The 19,664-nt window shown below is 71.0% G+C and carries 19 protein-coding genes; 15 read left to right on the forward strand and 4 right to left on the reverse strand.

The window, feature by feature from the left end; translation table 11 throughout:
* Positions 1 to 75: 75 nt before the first annotated feature.
* The 5 genes from V3W46_RS05385 (at position 76) to V3W46_RS05405 (ending at position 4,730) form a co-directional block, all read left to right on the forward strand.
* The gene (locus V3W46_RS05385; RefSeq protein ID WP_331782072.1) at positions 76 to 414 is read left to right on the forward strand and encodes a DUF7882 family protein; all 339 of its coding nucleotides are present in this window, start codon (positions 76 to 78) and stop codon (positions 412 to 414) included.
* A gap of 9 nt (positions 415 to 423) precedes the next feature.
* Positions 424 to 1,407, forward strand: a complete 984-nt coding sequence (locus tag V3W46_RS05390; RefSeq protein ID WP_331782073.1) for a bacteriorhodopsin — start codon at positions 424 to 426, stop codon at positions 1,405 to 1,407.
* A gap of 120 nt (positions 1,408 to 1,527) precedes the next feature.
* Positions 1,528 to 2,592, forward strand: a complete 1,065-nt coding sequence (locus tag V3W46_RS05395; protein ID WP_331782074.1) for an ABC transporter ATP-binding protein — start codon at positions 1,528 to 1,530, stop codon at positions 2,590 to 2,592.
* Positions 2,592 to 4,259, forward strand: a complete 1,668-nt coding sequence (locus tag V3W46_RS05400; RefSeq protein WP_331782075.1) for an ABC transporter permease — start codon at positions 2,592 to 2,594, stop codon at positions 4,257 to 4,259. Before V3W46_RS05395 ends, V3W46_RS05400 begins: the two co-directional genes overlap by 1 nt.
* Positions 4,260 to 4,730, forward strand: coding sequence for a GbsR/MarR family transcriptional regulator (locus V3W46_RS05405; protein WP_331782076.1), 471 nt, complete (start codon positions 4,260 to 4,262; stop codon positions 4,728 to 4,730).
* Positions 4,731 to 4,828: 98 nt separating this feature from the next.
* Here the strand turns inward: V3W46_RS05405 and V3W46_RS05410 are convergent, their stop codons facing one another.
* Positions 4,829 to 5,206, reverse strand: coding sequence for a DUF202 domain-containing protein (locus V3W46_RS05410; protein ID WP_331782077.1), 378 nt, complete (start codon positions 5,204 to 5,206; stop codon positions 4,829 to 4,831).
* A complete protein-coding gene (locus tag V3W46_RS05415) occupies positions 5,203 to 5,550 on the reverse strand; it encodes a YidH family protein (RefSeq protein ID WP_331782232.1) in 348 nt (115 codons plus the stop codon). The genes V3W46_RS05410 and V3W46_RS05415 overlap by 4 nt, the downstream gene beginning before the upstream one ends.
* Positions 5,551 to 6,133: 583 nt before the next feature.
* Between V3W46_RS05415 and V3W46_RS05420 the strand changes: the two genes are divergently transcribed.
* The 6 genes from V3W46_RS05420 to V3W46_RS05445 all read left to right on the forward strand — a co-directional run bounded on the left by V3W46_RS05420 (position 6,134) and on the right by V3W46_RS05445 (position 12,587).
* The gene (locus V3W46_RS05420; RefSeq protein WP_331782078.1) at positions 6,134 to 7,072 is read left to right on the forward strand and encodes an MTAP family purine nucleoside phosphorylase; all 939 of its coding nucleotides are present in this window, start codon (positions 6,134 to 6,136) and stop codon (positions 7,070 to 7,072) included.
* Positions 7,069 to 8,589 carry an NAD-dependent epimerase/dehydratase family protein gene (locus V3W46_RS05425; protein WP_331782079.1) on the forward strand — a complete coding sequence of 507 codons (1,521 nt, stop codon included), beginning with the start codon at positions 7,069 to 7,071 and terminating at the stop codon, positions 8,587 to 8,589. The genes V3W46_RS05420 and V3W46_RS05425 overlap by 4 nt, the downstream gene beginning before the upstream one ends.
* A gap of 199 nt (positions 8,590 to 8,788) precedes the next feature.
* Complete coding sequence (locus tag V3W46_RS05430; RefSeq protein WP_443069941.1) at positions 8,789 to 9,553, forward strand: glycosyltransferase family 2 protein; 765 nt, start codon at positions 8,789 to 8,791, stop codon at positions 9,551 to 9,553.
* Between the two features lie 126 nt (positions 9,554 to 9,679).
* Complete coding sequence (locus V3W46_RS05435) at positions 9,680 to 10,417, forward strand: TIGR04282 family arsenosugar biosynthesis glycosyltransferase (protein WP_331782081.1); 738 nt, start codon at positions 9,680 to 9,682, stop codon at positions 10,415 to 10,417.
* Positions 10,414 to 11,160, forward strand: coding sequence for a class I SAM-dependent methyltransferase (locus V3W46_RS05440; protein WP_331782082.1), 747 nt, complete (start codon positions 10,414 to 10,416; stop codon positions 11,158 to 11,160). Before V3W46_RS05435 ends, V3W46_RS05440 begins: the two co-directional genes overlap by 4 nt.
* Positions 11,161 to 11,315: 155 nt before the next feature.
* Entirely contained in the window at positions 11,316 to 12,587 is a 1,272-nt protein-coding gene (locus V3W46_RS05445) for an LCP family protein (RefSeq protein ID WP_331782083.1), read from the forward strand.
* Positions 12,588 to 12,689: 102 nt separating this feature from the next.
* On the opposite strand, the gene V3W46_RS05450 is transcribed toward V3W46_RS05445, so the two are convergent.
* The gene (locus tag V3W46_RS05450) at positions 12,690 to 13,145 is read right to left on the reverse strand and encodes a hypothetical protein (protein WP_331782084.1); all 456 of its coding nucleotides are present in this window, start codon (positions 13,143 to 13,145) and stop codon (positions 12,690 to 12,692) included.
* Positions 13,145 to 14,590 carry a molybdopterin-dependent oxidoreductase gene (locus tag V3W46_RS05455; RefSeq protein ID WP_331782085.1) on the reverse strand — a complete coding sequence of 482 codons (1,446 nt, stop codon included), beginning with the start codon at positions 14,588 to 14,590 and terminating at the stop codon, positions 13,145 to 13,147. Before V3W46_RS05455 ends, V3W46_RS05450 begins: the two co-directional genes overlap by 1 nt.
* Before the next feature lie 39 nt (positions 14,591 to 14,629).
* On the opposite strand from V3W46_RS05455, the gene V3W46_RS05460 reads away from it, so the two are divergent.
* From V3W46_RS05460 to V3W46_RS05475, 4 genes are all read left to right on the forward strand, one after another.
* Positions 14,630 to 16,093, forward strand: coding sequence for a glycosyltransferase 87 family protein (locus V3W46_RS05460; protein WP_331782086.1), 1,464 nt, complete (start codon positions 14,630 to 14,632; stop codon positions 16,091 to 16,093).
* Positions 16,094 to 16,218: 125 nt separating this feature from the next.
* Positions 16,219 to 16,890, forward strand: coding sequence for a hypothetical protein (locus V3W46_RS05465; RefSeq protein ID WP_331782087.1), 672 nt, complete (start codon positions 16,219 to 16,221; stop codon positions 16,888 to 16,890).
* A gap of 100 nt (positions 16,891 to 16,990) precedes the next feature.
* On the forward strand, positions 16,991 to 17,752 hold the full coding sequence (locus V3W46_RS05470) for a dienelactone hydrolase family protein (RefSeq protein WP_331782088.1): 762 nt from the start codon (positions 16,991 to 16,993) through the stop codon (positions 17,750 to 17,752).
* 220 nt (positions 17,753 to 17,972) lie between these two features.
* Complete coding sequence (locus V3W46_RS05475) at positions 17,973 to 19,628, forward strand: ABC transporter substrate-binding protein (RefSeq protein ID WP_331782089.1); 1,656 nt, start codon at positions 17,973 to 17,975, stop codon at positions 19,626 to 19,628.
* The last annotated feature ends 36 nt before the right edge of the window (positions 19,629 to 19,664 follow it).

A 19,664-nucleotide genomic window follows, 5' to 3' on the forward strand; every position in this document is an offset into this window, starting at 1 on the left:
CCTCGGCCCGGGGCGGGCGGGTCGGTGGGGGGCCCGTGGTTCGCGTAGCTTAGAGGGTATGAAGGCAACCAGCTAGTGGGTCTCCTGCTCTACGGCAGCCCCAGCATCGAGATCAGCTTCGACGACCGGGCACTGCAACACCTGCAGATCGTCATCACGGCGAAGCTGCGCCGACGCGAGAGCTTCGTCTTCTCGTGGAACGACTCGGCCGACATCGGCAGCGGGCGCAGTTCGATCTGGCTCGACCCGTCGAGCACGCTGTACTACCGTTACTTCGGCTCGCGGGTTCCGGCGATCAACCGCGAATGGATCGACGTTCTGATGGAGTCGGCGAACAGCGGCAGCGGGTTGTTCTTCCTTCCCGAGCCGGGCACCGCCGGGCATCCTGCCCCCACCCAACGACCCCGAGCATAGGACGACGCCGTGGCACCCTGGCAAGCGACCCTGACTCCCGCCGAATACCAGCTGGTGTTCTACTTTCTGACGGTGGCCGCTCTCGCCCTGTTCGCCGGGCTGGTACGTGGCATCGTGACGCAGAGCGAGGTGGGCTCGCGATTCCGGCCCGCCGTCATCGCCCGCCTGTCGATCACGGCGGTGGCCACCCTCACCTACCTGCTACTGATCCTCACCTTCGCCTCGGCCTACAGGAAGACGCCGGGCGGCTACGTGCCGGGCGACGCGGCCGAGTCGCTGTGGTCGCTGAGGTACATGGAGTGGTCGGTGAGCGTTCCGCTGCTCTGCCTCGAACTGCTCGCCGTGTGCACGGTGATCGGGGCGGGTGCCCGGCGCACGCAGTTCGCCGCGGGCGGCTCGGCGTTCGCCATGATCTTCACCGGGTTTCTCGGCGCGATCGTCATCAACGGCGGCACCGACCGGGCGACGCTGCTCACCTTCGGTGCCATCTCCTGCGTGTTCTGGGTGCTGACCAACATCATTCTCATCAGGGCCGTTCGCCGGTCGCTGCCCGGGGTGACGCCGCGGGCGGCGGGCTTGATGCGCAGCGCCACGATTCTGCTGCTGGCGGGCTGGGTTGTCTACCCGGCCGTGTTCCTCATCCAGGTGTACGGGTCGGGCGGCGGCTGGGCTGCCACCATGCAGATCGCGCTCTGCAGTGCCGACGTTCTCGTGAAGATCGGGTTCGGCACGCTCATCCAGCGCGTGGCGAAGCTGCGCACGGCCGAAGACGTTCGTGCGGGTGACGACGTGCATCCCGAGTCGATCTGGATCTCGTCGGAGAAGCAGTCGGATGCGGGGCAGCCGCTCGAGGTGCATCTCGCCCGGGGCGCCGAAGTGCACCCCCGGCAGGCGCGACCGCCGATGAGCGCGGCCGTGGCGTCGACTCAGCCCGACGTGCCGCCCGGCGCCGACCGGGTCGACGTCGCCGACGACGACGGGCTGCCGCTCTAGCGGTGCCGCTGGCCGCTGGCGGTGTCGGCTTCGCCGCTGGCGGTGTCGGCTTCGCCGGCGCTCCACGACCGCACCTTCACACTATTCACAAATTTGTGAAATGAGCGTAGTGTGCCGCGCATGGGCACAGGCACTATCGCCATCGAGACGCAGTCGCTCGAGAAGCACTACGGTCGGGTGCGGGCACTCGACGGGCTCGACCTGCGGGTCGCCGAGGGCGAGGTGCACGGTTTTCTGGGGCCGAACGGGGCCGGCAAGTCGACGACCATCCGCGTGCTGCTGGGGCTGGCCCGTGCCACCGGCGGGTCGGCGCGAGTCTTCGGGCGCGACCCCTGGCGCGATGCGGTGCAGCTGCACCGGGGCATCGCCTACGTGCCGGGTGATGTGAACCTGTGGCCGAACCTCACCGGGGGCGAGGCGGTCGACCTGCTCGGCCGCCTGCGCGGGTTCGGCGGGGGCTCGGCCGCGGCGGTTCGGCGGCGCCGCGACGAGCTGATCGAGGCGTTCGAGTTCGACCCGACGAAGAAGGGCCGTGCGTACTCGAAAGGCAATCGGCAGAAGGTGGCGCTGATCGCAGCACTGCAGACACCCGCCGACCTGCTGATTCTCGACGAGCCCACCTCGGGCCTCGACCCCGTGATGGAGGCCGTGTTCGGTCGCGAGATCGCCCGGGTGGCGGCCGAGGGCGCCACCGTGCTGCTGTCGAGCCACATCCTGTCAGAGGTCGAGCTGCTCTGCGACCGGGTCAGCATCGTGCGGGCCGGAAAGACGGTCGAGACCGGCACACTCGCCGACCTGCGGCATCTCACCCGCACCGAGGTCTCGTTCGCCAGGGGCGGGCTGACGGATGCCCAGCTGGCGTCGTTGCCGAACGCCCACGATCTGCGCACCGAGGTGGGCCGCGGGGTCGCCGAGGTGGGGCGCGGGGTCACCGAGGCGAGCCGTGGGGTCGCCGAGGTGGGCCGCGGGGTCACCGAGGCGCAGGGTGCGCGCGTCACGGCCGACGGCAGCGCGGCCGACGGCGCGACCGACGAACGCGCCGCACGCCGGGTGCACTTCACGGTCGACAGCGACGACGTGGCCTCGGTGCTGCCTGCTCTCGGCGCCCTCGGCGTGACCGGGCTCACCATCACGCCGCCCTCGCTCGAAGAGCTCTTCCTGCGGCACTACGGCGACGACCTCTGATGAGCGCCGGGCGGGCTGGGCGGCTCCAGGTACTGGTGCGGCAGCGGCTGCGACGCGATCGGGCGCAGCTGCTGATCTGGGTGCTCGGCACGGGCGTGCTCGCGGCGGGGTCGGTGGCGTCGGTGGTCAAGACGTACGGCACGCCGCAGGATCGGGCGGGCATCCTGCAGGTCGCCGTGGCGAACCCCACGATTCTGGTGCTGCGGGGGCTGCCCGACGGAACCTCCACCGGCGGGTTCGCCTTCTTCGAGCTGTTCGCGTTCCTGGCGGTGCTCGCCGGGCTGATGAGCACGTTCCTGGTCGTGCGCCACACCCGGGCAGAAGAGGAGACGGGGCGTGCCGAGCTGATCGCGTCGACGCCGGCCGCCCGCACGCTGCCGACGGTGGCGACCGTCATCGTCGGAGTGCTGGCGAACGTGGCGCTCGGGGTGGTGGTGGCCCTCGCGTTCCTGACCATCGGGGTGGGCTCGGGAACGAGCGGCGCCGACGTGGCCGGGTCGCTGCTCACGGGGGCGGCGCTGGCGGGCGTGGGCATCTTCTTCGTCGGCGCCGCACTGCTCGTCGCCCAGGTGATGCGCACGTCGCGCGGCGCGAACGGCGTCGCGGCCGCACTCGTCGGGGCGGCGTACCTGCTCGCGGGCATCGGCAACGCCGTCGGGGCGCTCGGTGGCGCCACCGGCGCGGCCGGCATCGACGTGACGAGCGCGTGGCCCAGCTGGCTATCGCCCATCGGCTGGGGGCACCAGGTGCACCCCTTCACGACGGCGAACGCGCTGCCACTGCTGCTCGACCTGGCCGGGGCGGCAGTGCTGGTCGCCTCGGCGTTCGCCGTGCAGGCGTCGCGCGACAGTGGTGCGAGTCTGCTCGGTGCACGGGCCGCACGGGCATCCGCTCGCCGCCTGCTCGCCTCACCGCTCGCGCTGGCGTGGCGGCTGCAGTGGCCCACCATCGTGGGCTGGGCGGTCGGCGGCGCGGCCCTCGGTGCGCTCGTCGGCGCCCTGGGGCCCGCGGTGCAGTCGGCGGTGAACTCCGATGCGGCGGCGCTGCGGCAGATCGGCGGCGGCGACCCGAATGCCAGCATCGTCAGCCTCTTCGTCAGGGCGGTCTTCTCGATCATCGGCGTGCTGGCGGCGGGCAGCGCGGTGCAGGCGGTGATCCGGCTGCGGCAGGAGCAGACCGCAGGCACGGCCGAACTGGTCTTGGCCGCGCGGGTGTCGCGGGCGACGTGGATGCTCGGCTACCTGATCGTCGGAACCGTGGCGGTGATCGTGGTGCTCGGGTCGGCGGCGCTGGTCGCAGCAGCGCTGCTCGGGGCAGACGCCGGGCCGGCCGGAGCCACGCCGGGCTCAGCCACTGCGGGCGACGTGTTCGGTGCGGCCCTCGCGCAGCTGACCGCCGCGCTGCTATACCTCGGCGGCCTCGCGCTGGTGTTCAGCCTGGTGCCACGGGCGACCATCGCCGTCGGCTGGGGCGCGCTCGCCGCCGGCACCGCACTCGGGCTGTACGGTGCGCTGCTGGGCATCCCGCAGTGGCTGCGAGACGTGTCGCCGTTCGCGCACTCCCCTGCGGCGGCCTCAGACTGGAGCGGTGGATACTGGATGCTCGCGCTCGCGGCACTCGCCGCGGCGGGGGCGGCGGCGGTCATCCGTCGCCGGGAGGTGGTGTGAGTGGCGCGCGACGACGAGGCGGTGACGGGGTTCGTCGAGCAGTCGGCGGCGACGCTCACGAATGCGGGGTTTCCGAAGATGCCGGCGCGGGTGCTGATGGCGCTGATGGCGTCGGAGGAGGGCGGGCTCACGGCGGCCGCCCTGGCCGACCAGCTCGGAGTGAGCGCAGCCGCGATCTCGGGCGCGGTGCGCTACCTGCAGACGACGGGAATCATTCGCCGGGTCGCCCAGTCGGGCAGCCGCCGCGACCGCTACGAGCTGCCCGACGACCCTTGGTACGCCGCGTCGGTGAACCAGAACCCCGTGTACCTGCTGCTCGCGGCGTTGGCCGACCAGGGGGTGCGGGCGATCGGCGATGCGGCGTCGGCGGCATCGCAGCGCATCGATGAGATGGGGCGGTTCTACCGCTTCATGAACGACCGCATGCCCGCCCTGCTCGAGGAGTGGGAGCGGCTGCGGGCGCAGCAGTAGGGGGTGTGGCGCTTGGCGGCGCGGCCCAGCGGCGCAGGTGTGGCACCCGGCGGCGCGGGGCAGCGCACGGCAGTGGAGTGCGGCCCGGGCAGCGCGGCTCAGCGCAGGGCGGCGAGCAGCACGTAGACCGACGCCAGCGCGCCAGCGGCGAGCGCGACCAGCATCATCGCGAGCAGCATCGTTCCGCTCGACGTGAGCCGAGGGCCCCGCGGATGCGCCGCCGTCGACGTGAGCGACGCGTGCGCCCGGCGGTACCTGCGGTCGGCCGACACGAGAAAGCAGGCCGCCGCGGCGAGGCCGAGCATCCCGAGCGCATACGAGCCCAGCCCGAGCACGGTGCTCAGCACGCGACTCGCGGCGAGCGAGCCGAGCGCGAGTGAGAGCGCCGTGCGTCGCCAGGCCAGGGCGGTGCGCTCGGCCTGCAGCCCCCTGTCGAAGGGGGCATCGCCGAGCGAGCGCGCCGGGCTGCCGGTCACGCCGATCCGCTCGCGAACAGCAAGCCCAGCACCACGAGCAGGCCTGCGAGTATCACGGCCAGGCCGAGCGGGCCGGCCAGCACCGGGGCGGGCAGCGGGCGGTTGGCGCGCAGGGCCTTCTCGGTGCGCATCCAGCCGAACCAGGCCTGCACCGGGGTCAGGATGCCCGCCACGATGAGCACGAGCGCGGCGACCAGCCGGAACCCGGGGTTCAGCGGCAGGCCGAACGCCTCGAGCGCCACCCCGGCGGCGAGGAGGGCCAGCGAGGTGCGGATCCAGGCGAGGAACGTGCGCTCATTCGCCAGCGAGAACCTCGGATCGGGCTCGTCGCCCACCCCGAACACGCTCGCCGGAAACCGCCGCGGCCCGCGCTCTGCCGCGGTGTCGCCCTCGGCGGCAGCGCCCGCAGTGGCGGCGCTGCCGGGGGCCGCGTGCTCGGCAGTGACGTCGCCCTCGGCCGCGCCCCCGGTGCTGTCGTTCCCGGTGACCGCGCCTCCAGTGCTGTCGTTCCCGGTGGCAGCGCCCAAGGTGCTTTCGTTGCCGGTGGCAGCGCCCGCTCGGGCTGCGCGCTCGGGACCGGCACCGTCGGCGGCCGCACCGGTCGCCGCGTTGCCGGCAGGCGCCCCGCCCTCGTTCGCCTGCTCACTCACGATGCCATCACCCTCCCATTGTGGCCCGTGCGCCCGCCCACCGCCTCCCGCGCACCCATCCGCCGCGTTCCGAGCCTCGGCACGCTGCCCTCTGCACACCCACCCGCCGCGTTCGGCGCACCCACCCGCCGCCGAGAGCCGCCTCCCGCGCACCCACCCCCGCCGCGTTCCGAGCCCCCACCCGCCGCCACGAGCTGCCTCCCGCGCGCGTAACGCACCGGCGGTGGGCCGAGCAACCCTCCGCGACCGGATGCACGGCGGCTGTTACCGTGGGCCTATGCCTGACGCCCCCACCGCGCCCCCGACCAGCTCCACCGACGCGCGCGCCAGCATCGGGGTCATCGGCGGGTCGGGACTCTACTCGTTGTTCGCCGAGGCCCGCAGCGTGAGCATCCCGACTCCCTACGGCGAGACATCGAGCCCCATCACCCTGGGCGAGCTCGGCGGGCGCACCGTGGCCTTTCTGACCCGGCACGGTGTCGACCACTCGAGCCCGCCGCACCTCATCAACTACCGCGCGAACATCTGGGCCCTCAAGTCGCTCGGAGTGAAGGCCATCATCTCGTCGGCCGCCGTGGGCGGCGTCAGTTCCGACTACCCACCGTCGACTCTCGTGCTGACCGACCAGTTCATCGACCGCACCTGGGGCCGCGCCGACACGTTCTTCGACGGGGCGAGCGTGCAGCACCTGGCCGCGGCCGATCCGTTCTGCCCCGAACTGCACGCCCGGGCCGGCGAGGCGCTGACCGCGGCGGGCGAGGCGTTCGCGCCGGCGGGCACGGTCGTCGTCGTGCAGGGCCCCCGCTTCTCGACGCGGGCCGAGTCGCTCTGGTACCGGGCGGCAGGAGCGCACACCGTCAACATGACGCTCGTGCCGGAGGTCACGCTCGCCGCCGAGCTGAACATGGGCACGGTGAACCTCTCGTTCGTGACGGATGCCGACGCCGGGCTCGCGCCGCTGCCGCCCGGTGCGGCGACGTCGAGCGCAGTGGCCAGCAGCGACGAGGAGGCCGTGTCGGCCGAGCTGGTGTTCCGGCGGCTGAAGGAGGCGCAGCCGCGCATCGTGGCCGCCATCGAGACGATCATCCGCGCCATCCCCGACGACTACGAGCCTCGTGAACTGATCCCCGCTTCCGCCGTCGCCGCCGTGCTCGCGCAGCCCGCGGCGCAGCCGACGCACGCCTCCACCCTCCCCTCCGCAACGGCGGGCGCGTGAGCGGCGCGGCCACCACCGACAGCCACCACGCGAGCGGCGACCGTGGGCTGCTGCTGGTCACCGGCGGAGCCGGCTTCATCGGCCGCGCGATCGTCTCCCAGGCGCTCGACGCCGGCTGGCGCGTGCGCGTGCTCGACTCCCTGCGGCCCGACGTGCACGCCCCGCGCCCCGCCGCCACCGCGGGTGTGAGCGACCCGGTGTTCGACGACCCCCGGGTCGACTTCCGGCTCGGCGACGTGACCGACGAGGCGGCCGTGACGGATGCCCTGCAGGGCGTCTCCGTCGTCAGCCACCAGGCGGCCAAGGTGGGCCTCGGGGTCGACTTCCTCGACGCCCCCGACTACGTGCACACCAACGAACTCGGCACGGCCGTGCTGCTCGCCGCCATGACCCGCGCCGGCATCGAGCGACTGGTGCTGGCGTCGTCGATGGTGGTGTACGGCGAGGGCAAGTACCGTCGGGCGGCGGCGGAGTCCGCGCAGGCACCCGTACGGGCATCCGGAGCCGGAGGGCTCAGCGGCGCCCGAGCCGACGAGCACGACAGAGCCAAGACCGACGAACACTGCGCGTCTGGAGCCGGCGAGCGCAGCGGGGTCGAATCGGGCAGCAGGACACCGGCCTTGACCGTGCGCCCGGCCGCGCGCCGGGTGGCCGACCTCGAGGCGGGGCGGTTCGACCCGGTCGACCCCGACACCGGCGAGGGGCTGGCGCCCGACTTCATCGTCGAAGACGATCCGCTCGACCCGCGCAACGTGTACGCGTCGAGCAAACTCGCCCAGGAGCATCTCGCGGCGGCATGGGCGCGCTCGACCGGGGGGCGCGTGGCGGCGCTGCGCTACCACAACGTGTACGGCCCCGGCATGCCGCAGAACACGCCGTACGCGGGGGTGGCGTCGCTGTTCCGGTCGGCGCTGCAGCGCGGCGAGGCTCCCCGCGTGTTCGAAGACGGCGCCCAACGCCGCGACTTCGTGCACGTTCGCGACGTGGCGAGCGCGAACCTGGCGGCGATCGACTTCACGGCCCGCCCGGGTGGCGCTGAGGTGGCGGCCGACACGGGCGGCGAGGCGGACGCGGCGGCCCACCCGGCCGGCGCTGACAGTACCGAGATGGCGGCCGACACGGGCGGCGAAGCGATGGGCCGACGCTCCGCTGAGGGCGCGCCCGACGCGTCTGCGTTCCGGGCGTTCAACGTCGGCAGCGGAGTCGTGCACACCATCGGCGACCTCGCCGCCGCCCTGAGCCGCTTCTCGAACGGGCCCGCCCCCGTGGTGACCGGCGAATACCGGCTCGGTGACGTGCGGCACATCACCGCGTCGTCAGACCGCCTGCGCACCGAGCTCGGCTGGGCGGCCACCGTCTCATTCGACGACGGCGTGCGCGAGTTCGCGACCGCTCCCCTGCGCGCCGCGGTCGCTGCCGCACCGACGACGACGCCCGCACCCGCGCCGCCATCCCCACCCGAGCAGACATCCCACGACCCGGCGCAGGCGCCCGCTGCTCCCGCGAGCGCCGGCTAGGCTCCGGATGCCCGACCCGACCCTTCCCCAGCCCGCCGGCGCTGCCGGCTCAGTGCCCGGGGCCAGCGCTGAGCCCACTTCCGACCCCGGCTTCCCCGCTGAGGCCGCCCCCGAGTCCGGCGCCGGCGTCGAGCCAGCTCCCGAGCCCGGTGCGGGCGCTGAGCCAGCTCCCGGGCCCGGCCCCGCCCACCTCGTCGACGTGGTGCTGCCCTGCCTCAACGAGGCCGCTGCGCTGCCCTGGGTGCTCGGCCGACTGCCGCAGGGATACCGAGCCATCGTCGTCGACAACGGCTCGACCGACGACTCGGCGGCGGTCGCCCGCGCGCATGGCGCGCTGGTGGTCACCGAGACGCGCCGCGGCTTCGGATCGGCTGCCCACGCCGGCCTGCTCGCGGCGACCGCGCCGGTGGTGGCCTTTTGCGACGCCGACGCCTCGATGGACCCGGCCGAGCTGCCCGCCATGGTCGCCCTCCTGGCGGCCCTACCCATGCCGCCCGACGACTCGCCCACCACACCGGCCTCGCCTCCCCGACCGGCTGCCTCGCGCCCCGTCCCGCACCCCAGCTCGCCAGCCGACCCGGCAGCGTCCACCCCGACGGCCGCCCTCGTGCTCGGCCGCCGCCGCCCGACCGCGCGCGGGTCGTGGCCTGTGCACGCGCGCCTGGCGAACGGCGCGCTGAGCCTGCTCATCCGGGTGCGGGCGCACGTGCGGGTGCGCGACCTCGGTCCGATGCGGGTCGCCCCGCGCGAAGCTCTGCTCGCGCTCGAACTCGCTGACCGCCGAAGCGGGTATCCGCTCGAGATGCTGCTGCGGGCATCCGCCGCCGGCTGGCGCATCGTCGAGGTCGACACCTCGTACGCGCCCCGGGTCGGCCGCTCGAAGGTCACCGGAACCCTGCGCGGCACCATCGTCGCCATCAACGACATGTCGAGGCTGCTCGCGGCGGTCAGGCGCGGGCGCTGACGCCCGCTTCCTGAGTATTCGCTCAGCGAACGCTGCAGAACCATCCGACGACACCTCCGCTCCGAACACATGCCGAGGGGCGCACGCAGAGCCCCTGTCGTTCGAACTGCCAGAGGCTGGCGACGGATGACCCGTTCCGCAGCAGGAGGCAGCAGCATGCTCACCATCGTCGTCATCGCCAAGGAGTGCGTTCCGGGTCGGGTCAAGACGCGGCTCACGCCCGCGCTGTCACCCGAGCAGGCCGCCGATGTCGCGTTCGCGAGCCTCACCGACACGCTCGAGACGGTTGCGTCGCTGGGGGCCGACCACCTCGTGCTGGCCTTCGACGGCGACCCCGCCAACGCCCCCGCCGCGGCAGACGGATTCGAGGTCGTGCAGCAGGCCTGCGGCGGGCTCGACAACCGTCTCGGTGCCATCTTCGACACCTGCACGGGCCCGACGCTGCTCGTCGGCATGGACACACCGCAGCTCACCGAGGCCGACCTCCGCTCAGCGCTGGCGGGGCTCGCCGGCCCCGATTCGTCGGGCGACGTCGAGACCCACTCGCACGCCTGGCTCGGCTTCGCCAACGACGGCGGATTCTGGGCCCTCGGCATGACCGACCCCGACGGATTGCTCATCCGCGGCGTGCCGATGTCGCGTGACGACACCGGCAGCCTGCAGCTGCAGCGCCTGGTCGACGCCGGGCTCGGCGTCACGCTGCTGCCCGAACTCGTCGACGTCGACACCTTCGCCGACGCGGTCGAGGTGGCCGCAGCCGCGCCCGACAGCCGCTTCGCCGCCGCCTTCGCCGCAGCCGTCAGCACGGCGCCCGCGTCAGCACGACCCACCGCCGCCCCCCGCAGCACGGCGGCCCGCGCATGAGCGCGACCACCACGTTCGGTGCGGGCGGCGGCGAGCCCTACGCCCGTGCCCTGCAGACGGCCGGCCTGCTCACTCTCGTTCCCGACTGCTGCGACGACCCCGACTGCAGCCACGGCACCGTCGCCGACCGCCGTCACGACCGCGGCGGCCCGGCGGGCGACGGCGGCCCGAGCGCCCGAACCGGCACCCTCGTCATGGACGTCTCGCGCTGGAGCGCCTCTGCCGACGCCACCGACATGAGCCTCATCGAGGAGGGCTCCGGCCCCCTGCTCGACGTCGGCTGCGGCCCGGGCCGCATGGTCGCCGCCGCCCTCACGGCCGGCTACTCGGCGCTCGGCGTCGACGTGTCGCAAGCCGCGGTCGACGTGGCACGGGGGGCGGGCATCCCGGCCCTGCGCGCCTCGGTCTTCGACCCACTTCCGCACGAAGGAGAGTGGATGACCGTTCTGCTCGTCGACGGCAACATCGGCATCGGCGGCGACCCAACCGCGCTGCTCACCCGCTGCGCCGAGCTGCTCGCCCCCGACGGCTGCCTGCTCGTCGAGACGGCGAACGACCCGCTCACCGATCGGTCGTTCACCGGCACGATCGTCGGCGACGAGGGCTACGTGAGCGACTCGTTCGCCTGGAGCGAGATCGGCAGCGAGGCGCTCGCCCGCCGGGCTCCGGATGCCGCACTCGCCGTGAGCGAGAGCTGGTGCCGCGACGGCCGCAGCTTCGTGCGGCTCTCGCCCCTGGGTTGACCGCGGCCAACGTCTGCACGGCGGCCTGACGGCAAAAACTGGGCATTGTCAAGGAATTTGCCCCGGGAGCGCCCGTTCTCACCGATTTCTCGCACCTCGTACGGCAACATGGTGGCAGCACCGACCGTAACGAGAGGGCATTCCGGCCGACGACCATGACTCAATCCCCATCTCCGATCAAGCACGGTCGACGACCTTCGCAGAGCCCCGTTGCCACGTTCTTCAAGATCGCGGTCGCTGTGGTCGTCGTCTTCGCCGTCAGCTCGACCTCGGTGGCGGCGATCGCCGTCTACCAGACGCTGAGCAAGATCGGCCCGGGCATCCAGCTCGCCGACCCCGACGCGACGACCGCCGCCGTTCCGAGCGTCGGCGCCATAGAGGGCGGCGTGAACCTGCTGCTGGTCGGCACCGACACCCGCACCGACCAGGGTGACAGCTTCAGCGACGCGGCGAACCAGGATGCCAGCTCGGGCGCCGGCAACAACGACGTCACGATGCTGCTGCACATCTCGGCCGACCACACCAACGCCACCGTCGTGAGCATTCCGCGCGACATGATCGCGCCGGTTCCCGAGTGCCCAGACCCGAGCGGCGACGGCAGCACCGTCGACGCCACCGATGGCGCGATGTTCAACACCACACTCTCGCGCGGCGGGTTGGCCTGCACCGTTCTCACGGTCGAGGCCCTGACCGGCCTGAAGATCCCGTATGCGGCCGAGATCAGCTTCGACGGTGTGATCGCCATGTCGAACGCCGTCGGCGGCGTCAGCGTGTGTCTCGCCAGCGACGTGGTCGACCCCTACACCGGTCTCGACCTCTCCGCCGGCGAGCAGACCCTGGTGGGCGACCAGGCCCTCGCCTTCGTGCGCAGCCGGCATGGTGTCGGCGACGGCAGCGACCTCGGCCGCATCAGCAACCAGCAGGTCTTCCTCTCGGCGCTGATGCGCAAGATCACGAGTGCCGGCGTTCTCGCCAACCCGCTGGCCCTGTACCAGCTGGCGAACGCAGCCGTGTCGAACATGCAGTTCTCGACGACGCTGCAAGACCCGACCGCAATGGTCGCCATCGCGCTGGCCCTGAAGAACGTCAGCCTCAGCGATCTGGTGTTCGTGCAGTATCCGGTGGTCAGCGACCCCGACGACCCCAACCGGGTCATTCCCGACGACACAGCGGCCGACGTGCTGAACACAGCGCTGCAGAACGACACCCCGATCTCGCTGACCGGCGGTGTGGGCCGGGCGGCCGAGGCCGACCCGACGTCTACCTCGACGCCGACCGACACGGCAGCGCCCACCGATACGGCGGCTCCGACCGACACCGCCGCGCCCACCGACACCGCCACGCCGACGCCCACGTCGGTGGCGCTGCCGACCAACGTGAGCGGCCAGACGGCGGCTGAGCAGACCTGTACGGTCGGCAACAACTGAGCCCACGGGCATCCACCCGACGCGGGGCGGGGCCGGGCCGGCGGGGTCGGGCCAGCCCCAGCGGCCGGGCCGGTGAGGCGGGGCCGGCCCGCCGGGGCCGGGTCAGCCCCGGCGGCGGGCCCGGCGCGTGTAGAGCAGGCACACCACGGCCGTGAGCACGGCGAGGGATGCCCAGAGCAACCCCAGCCGCAGCGCGTAGTCGAACGGCAGCACGGTGGTGTTGGGGCCCTTCGTCTTGGCGTAGATCTCGGGCACCACCAGCAGCGTCATGATGGCGCCCACAACGACGGCGCCCTGCACGATGACCAGCACGACCCGCGACACCCGACGCCCGGTGCGCCGCACCAGAACACTCACGCCCAGCACGATCGGTGAGAGAACCGCGTCGTGCAGGATGATCGCGCCGAGCAGCCACGTGGCCACCCCGACGATCGCGATCGGGCTCTGCAGCGTCACCAGTACGTATGCGCCGAGCAGCAGCCCGAGCACTCCCACGCCGATCAGCGCGGCGCGAACGCGGGCCATCCCCGGCGACACCGGTTCGGTCGTCTCGGTCATCACACCACCTCCAGCGAGCTCAGCCACTTGGTCTGCAGCACGCCGGGGCGGCCGGGCGCGATCATGCGCGCGGGATACCCGTGGTCGATGTCGAGAGTCTCGCCGTTCAGCATCAGCGCGACCAGCGTGTTCGGGTCGCCCACGTACTCCGGGCCCATCTGGGTGACACGATAGCCGCCCTCCTTCTCCAGGCTGGTGAGCGTGAGGGCGGCTGTGGAGCCCGCGCCGACCAGCGCCATCAGGCTCGTCAGCCGAACGCCGCTCCAGGTGGCCATCTGGCTCCAGCCCTCGACGCACGAGATGGGCAGATCGACCGTGGTCTGCGGCAGGGCCAGCAGGTCGGCTCGGCTGAAGCGCTGAGAGAACGTGCCGTGGGTGACGCTCAGCGCCCAGTTCGGGTCGATCGCGGTGTCGGTGACCTGGGCGGCCATGGCCGTTCGGTTCACGGGCACGGCCTGCGGCCCGATTCCCTTCTCGCGCGGTGCGAACACGTTCAGCGGCGCGAGGAAGGCGAACGACTGGCCGGCGGTCAGCAGCACCACGGCGCCCACACCGGCCGCAATGGTGGCGAGAAAGCCACGGCGGCTGAGGGATGATCGCACACGCGTGCGGGGTGCGGCCGCCATGTCGGGGTCGATCGGCTCTGCCGCCACTGGTGCCGACACGATCGACGCGGCCGCGATGCGCGGCTCGTCGAGCTCGTTCTCGGCGCGCACCGACGTGATCGGCGCGACCGCCACCCGCGGCTCGTCGAGCGACGGCGTCGAGTCGATCCAGCGGAAGAGCCTGCCCGTCAGCCCGGCGGCCTGCCGCACCCCGGGCGCGCCCTGCAACGGCGTCGGCACGGCATCGATGAGGGGGGCATCCACCAGCTCGCGCTCGTCGGCGGTCTGCGCCAGCTCGGGCCCGTAACCGTCGCCCTTTCGCCAGTACCGCGCGATGATCGGCAGCTTCACGCCGATGTGGATGGCCAGCGACCCGATGATGACGAACGACAGTGCGAAGTGCGTCTCACGAAAACCGAACGGCCAGAGGTAGAACTGGTAGGTGTTCAGCAGCCCGATCACGATCTCGACCAGAGACGCCCCGACGAACAGCGCGATCGACGCCCGCTCGAGCAGCCCCTTCAGCCCCGACACCGGCGGTGTCTGGAAGAGGTTCGGAAACACCGTGTAGAGCTTGCCGAAGATCAGCGGGAAGCAGGCGATGCCGGCCGTGATGTGGATGCCCTGCGTGAGCTGGTAGAGGTTCGTCGGCTGGGTCGGAAAGCGCATCCACGGCAGCGGCTGCTGCAGGAAGTGGCTGTAGAGGCCGGTCGCGAAGCAGAGCAGGAACGCCGTCGCCAGCAGCCTGCCGAGAACGACGGCGAGGCGCGGGTTGCGGGTGGGTGCGGCGACGGCGCGTTGCATGTTCAGAAGCAGACGTCGCACGGGCTGGTGCTGCATGCTTCCTTCTTCGGAGCGGAGGGGTGTTTAGATAGGGCCGTGCCTGATACCCGAGCGTTGGCCTCCACCGTCGCCACCGCCGTCGTACTGGCCGTGATGGCCGTTCTGACGATCATGTCAGTCAGCGCCCTCGGATTCTTCGATCCGGCCGACGCCGGCGGAATCGTGTGGTTCACCGTCGCGCTCTGGAGTCTCTTCATCGTGGCCGTTCTGGCGCTGAAGCGCGTGCCGGCGAGGGCGGCGATCGTACTGATCGTCGCTGGCTCGGCCGTTCTGGGCGCCGCCGCCCTGGCCGGCCCGCCGAACACCAGCTCGGATTCTGCGCGGTACGCCTTCGACGGCATTGTGCAGAACAACGGGGTGTCGCCCTACACCTCCGTGCCGGCCGACGACGCGCTGGCCCCGTTTCGTGAGCCGTGGTTGTTTCCGGCCGCCGTGAATGACAGCGACGGGCATCCGCAGTGCGCCGAGAGCGGGCGCGTCGCCCGAACGGTGTCGCTGCCGTCGTTCGAGGTGATCTGCACCACCATCAACCGGCCCCAGGTGCACACGATCTACCCGCCGGGCGCCGAGCTGTACTTCGCCGGGGTGCGCTTCACCGTGCCGGCGACGGCCGAGTACTGGCCGTTCCAGCTCGCCGGGGCCCTGGTCAGCCTCGGTGTCACCGTGACGCTCGTGCTGACCCTGAGACGCCGGCGCAAGAACGTACGCTGGGCGGCGCTCTGGGCATTCAGCCCGTTCGTCGCGACCGAGGCGGTGACGAATTCGCACGTCGACGCCCTGGCCGCGCTGCTGCTGCTGCTCGCCACGCTGTTCGTCGCACGCGGCGCCGTGGGCGACCGGATGCCCGGGCCGAACCCACCCGCTGCCCCGGGCGCCGGAGCGGCGGCGCTGTCGCGTGTCTCCACGGCCCGCACCATCGCGGGCGGCGTTCTGCTGGGCCTCGCGATCGCGGTCAAACTCGTGCCCGTCATCGGAGCCCCCGCACTGCTGCGGCGGCACCCGTTCCAGGTGGCCGTGCCCGCCGTGCTCACCTTCGCCGCCCTCTACGTTCCCTACGTCGTAGCGACCGGCATCGCCGTCATCGGGTTCCTGCCCGGCTACCTGGCAGAAGAGGGCTATGACGACGGCAGCCGGTTCGCGCTGCTCTCGCTGGTGGCACCGGGGCCCGCCGCCATCGTGCTGGCGGGCATCCTGCTGCTCGTCACCGCCGTGCTGGTCTGGCGACGCACCGACCCGGCCGAACCGTGGATGGGCCAGGTGGTGATGATCGGCACCACCCTGCTCGTGGTCACCCCGCACTACTCGTGGTACGCGCTGCTGCTGGTGCCGTTCGTGGCTCTCAGTGGGCGGTGGGAGTGGCTCGCGGTGCCGGCCGCCCTGACCGCGCAGCTGCTGGTGCCGACGCTCGCCGTCGCCCGCGTCTCGTTCGGTCTCGCCGTGCTGATGGTGCTCGCGGGCCTCGCGTATCGCACCTATAGAAGGCGGGTCTATCGAACCTGAATGCCAGCTGTGTGAAAAAACGGATTCCAACCCGATTCGGGAGCGAGGCCGAACTCATGGTGTCAGCAATCACCGACACCCACGGATCAGCTTCTCGCCGATTCACACAGAAAAGGATTCGACTCATGCGTAATTTCAAGAAAGCAGCAATCGCGATTGCTGCCTCCGGCGCCCTCGCCTTCTCGCTCGCCGCCTGCTCGTCATCGTCGACGTCGACGGCGTCATCGCCCTCGGCCAGCACCTCCTCCACCCCGACCCCCGTCGCCTCGATCCCGAACCTCACCGGTGTCGACACCGAGGTCACCGTCGACGCCGGCTTCCTCGCGGCGCTGAAGAGCCTCGGCCTCACCCCGGGCGTGCTCGGTACCGCCACGCTGTCGAGCGCCGGCGTGCTGGCCTTCCCGATCACGGGCGGCAACGTCAAGTACTACGACCCGAGCCAGAGCTACCGTCCGTACGTGCAGGGCAGCATCAAGCACGAGGGTTCGGGCCTGTCGCTCACCGGCGGCGGCATCGAGGTCGACCTGACCAACTTCACCGTCGACCCCGGCACCTCGAAGCTCTACGGTGACGTCTCGGCCAACGGTTCGCCGGTCGCCACGCAGGCCTACCTGTTCAACCTCGACGGTTCGACGCTGAAGCCCCTGCAGACCTCGGGCGACACAGCCATCCTCGAGGGCACCACGGTCTACGTGTCGCCTGACGCCGCCGCGCTGCTGAACAAGACCTACAGCACGACCGCCGTGACCGACAAGCTCGAGGTCGGAATCGCCAAGATCACGGTCAACACGAAGTAGTCTCGCCCCACCACAGCACGACGGGCCCCGCGCACACTGCGCGGGGCCCGTTTTCGTGTGCCCCGTAGACTCTTCTGGTTCCCGCGCGAAAGGCATTCCCGTGACAGAGCTCCGCCTCGGCACCGACGACGCTTCGTTCACCGCCTACCTGGCGACGCCCAGCCGCCCGCCACGCAAGTGGAAGGGAGCGGTCATCGTCATCCACGAGGTGTGGGGGCTGGTCGACCACATCAGAGACGTGGCCGATCGTTACGCCGCCGAGGGCTACCTAGCGCTCGCGCCCGACCTGATGGGTGACCTCGGCATCAGCGCCACTGTCGCCGCCGAGCTGCAGCAGTCGCTGTCGTCGGCCGACCCCGAGGTGCGCAACGCCGCGCAACCCCTGCTGCGCGAGTTGATGGCCCCCGTCGCCGTGCCGGCGTTCGCCGCAAGCGCGATCACGAAGCTCGTGCAGTGCGTCGACCACCTCGAGGGGCAGGCCGGGGTCGACGGGCGCATCGGCGTGGTGGGGTACTGCTTCGGGGGCAGCTATGCCTTCAGCCTCACCGTCGCCGACCCGCGAGTGCGGGCATCCGTGCCGTACTACGGCTACGCGAACCTGACCCAGCAGCTCATCGACGAGATCTCGTGCCCGATTCTCTACTTCGTCGGTCACGACGACACACCCCTGATGGATGCCCTGCCGCACCTCACCGCCCAGATGCGCCAGGCGGGCATCACCTTCCTGCCGGTCACCTACCCCGGGGCCGGCCACGCGTTCTTCAACGACACGAATCACGAGGCCTACCGAGCCGCTGCGGCGACGGATTCCTGGAAAAAGAGCCTCGTCTTCTTCGAAGAAGCTCTGTCTCACCTGAACTAGACGCATGAATCCTGTGTCTGCGCACATGAGGCGCTAGAAGATTGCGTTCATGTGCACAATCGTGCGAATTGGTCGAAGCCACCCCTACGAGGGGTTAATACTTTCTACACAGCAATGCGCTGCGGGGATCCACCACGATGCCTGCGCGCATTTTTTTGTTCGACACCCATCACGATTCGCGATCCTGTCGAGGCGAATCGTACTGAAAGAGGAGACGCGAATGCCGTCAGCCCCCCGGTCACACCTGCGCCCGCGCACCACTCGCCTGATCGGGGTGACCGCAGCAGTGGCGGCCTCCGCCTTCGTGCTCGCCGGCTGCTCCGGCGGCGGCAACAGCAGCTCGACCGGTGGCGCGTCGGCCAGCTCGATCACCATCGGCACCACAGACAAGATCACCACGATCGACCCTGCGGGCTCGTACGACAACGGCTCGTTCGCGGTCGAGAACCAGGTGTATCCGTTCCTGATGAACACGCCGCTCGGCAGCCCCGACGTCGCGCCCGACATCGCCGTCTCGGCCGACTTCACGTCGCCCACCGAGTACACCGTGAAGCTCAAGCCGGGCCTCAAGTTCGCCAACGGCGACGACCTCACCTCCTCTGACGTGAAGTTCAGCTTCGACCGCGTCGTCAGCATCGCCGACGAGAACGGGCCGTCATCGCTGCTCGGCAACCTCGTGTCGACCGCCGCGCCCGACCCCACCACCGTCGTCTTCACTCTCAAGACGCCGAACGACCAGACCTTCCCCCAGGTGCTCTCGAGCCCGGCCGGCCCGATCGTCGACGAGCAGGTGTTCTCGGCCACCGCGCTGACCCCCGACACCGACATCGTCAAGGCGCACCCGTTCGCCGGGCAGTACGACATCGCCAGCTACGACTTCAACAACACCATCCAGTACAAGGCGAACCCCAACTACCAGGGCCTCCTCGGGGCGGCGAAGACCCCGACGGTCAACGTGAAGTACTACGCCGAGGCCGCGAACCTGAAGCTCGACATCCAGCAGAACAACATCGATGTCGCCTACCGCAGCCTCTCGGCCACCGACATCGCCGACCTCAGCACGAACAGCAAGGTCAAGGTCGTCGACGGGCCCGGCGGCGAGATCCGTTACATCGTCTTCAACTTCGACACGATGCCGTTCGGTGCCACGACGACCGAGGCCGACCCGGCCAAGTCGCTCGCAGTCCGCCAGGCCGTGGCCGATCTGATCGACCGCCAGGCGATCGCCAGCCAGGTCTATAAAGACACCTACACGCCCCTGTACTCGTACGTTCCGGCGGGGCTCACGGGTGCGACCACCGTGCTCAAAGACCTGTACGGCGACGGCAACGGCGGCCCCAGCCTCGACAAGGCCAAATCGACCCTGGCCGCGGCGGGCGTCACCGGCCCCATCACGCTGAACCTGCAGTACGTCTCCGAGCACTACGGCCCCTCGTCGGCCGACGAGTACGCGCTGATCAAAGACCAGCTCGAGGCCAGCGGGCTCTTCACGGTGAACCTGCAGACGACCGACTACGTGCAGTACTCGAAAGACCGCACGAGCGACGTCTACCCGGAGTACCAGCTCGGCTGGTTCCCCGACTACTCCGACGCCGACAACTACCTGACGCCGTTCTTCTCAGCCGACAACTTCCTCGCCAACCACTACGACAACACCGCGGTGCAAGACGAGATCACGAAGCAGGTCGGCGAGACAGACCCCAACGCGCGCACGTCAGAGATCGAAGACATCCAGGCGAAGGTGGCGGCCGACCTGTCGACCATCCCCTACCTGCAGGGTTCACAGGTCGCCGTCGTCGGCTCGAACGTGAACGGTGCCTCCGACACGCTCGACGCGTCGTTCAAGTTCCGCTACGCGGCGCTGTCGAAGGGTTGAGTTCTGTAACCTCCGAGGCCGCCCCCGAGACCGCTG

The sequence above is a fragment of the Subtercola sp. YIM 133946 genome (assembly GCF_036553535.1).
In the GTDB taxonomy this organism is placed as follows: domain Bacteria; phylum Actinomycetota; class Actinomycetes; order Actinomycetales; family Microbacteriaceae; genus Subtercola.

Excerpts from the sequence above, each read along its gene's own strand:
- V3W46_RS05395 (WP_331782074.1), top strand. The coding sequence starts at position 1,528 with ATGGGCACAGGCACTATCGCCATCGAGACGCAGTCGCTCGAGAAGCAC.
- V3W46_RS05400 (WP_331782075.1), top strand. The coding sequence starts at position 2,592 with ATGAGCGCCGGGCGGGCTGGGCGGCTCCAGGTACTGGTGCGGCAGCGG.
- V3W46_RS05420 (WP_331782078.1), top strand. The coding sequence starts at position 6,134 with ATGCCTGACGCCCCCACCGCGCCCCCGACCAGCTCCACCGACGCGCGC.
- V3W46_RS05435 (WP_331782081.1), top strand. The coding sequence starts at position 9,680 with ATGACCCGTTCCGCAGCAGGAGGCAGCAGCATGCTCACCATCGTCGTC.
- V3W46_RS05440 (WP_331782082.1), top strand. The coding sequence starts at position 10,414 with ATGAGCGCGACCACCACGTTCGGTGCGGGCGGCGGCGAGCCCTACGCC.
- V3W46_RS05445 (WP_331782083.1), top strand. The coding sequence starts at position 11,316 with ATGACTCAATCCCCATCTCCGATCAAGCACGGTCGACGACCTTCGCAG.
- V3W46_RS05450 (WP_331782084.1), bottom strand. The coding sequence starts at position 13,145 with ATGACCGAGACGACCGAACCGGTGTCGCCGGGGATGGCCCGCGTTCGC.
- V3W46_RS05455 (WP_331782085.1), bottom strand. The coding sequence starts at position 14,590 with ATGCAGCACCAGCCCGTGCGACGTCTGCTTCTGAACATGCAACGCGCC.
- V3W46_RS05465 (WP_331782087.1), top strand. The coding sequence starts at position 16,219 with ATGCGTAATTTCAAGAAAGCAGCAATCGCGATTGCTGCCTCCGGCGCC.
- V3W46_RS05475 (WP_331782089.1), top strand. The coding sequence starts at position 17,973 with ATGCCGTCAGCCCCCCGGTCACACCTGCGCCCGCGCACCACTCGCCTG.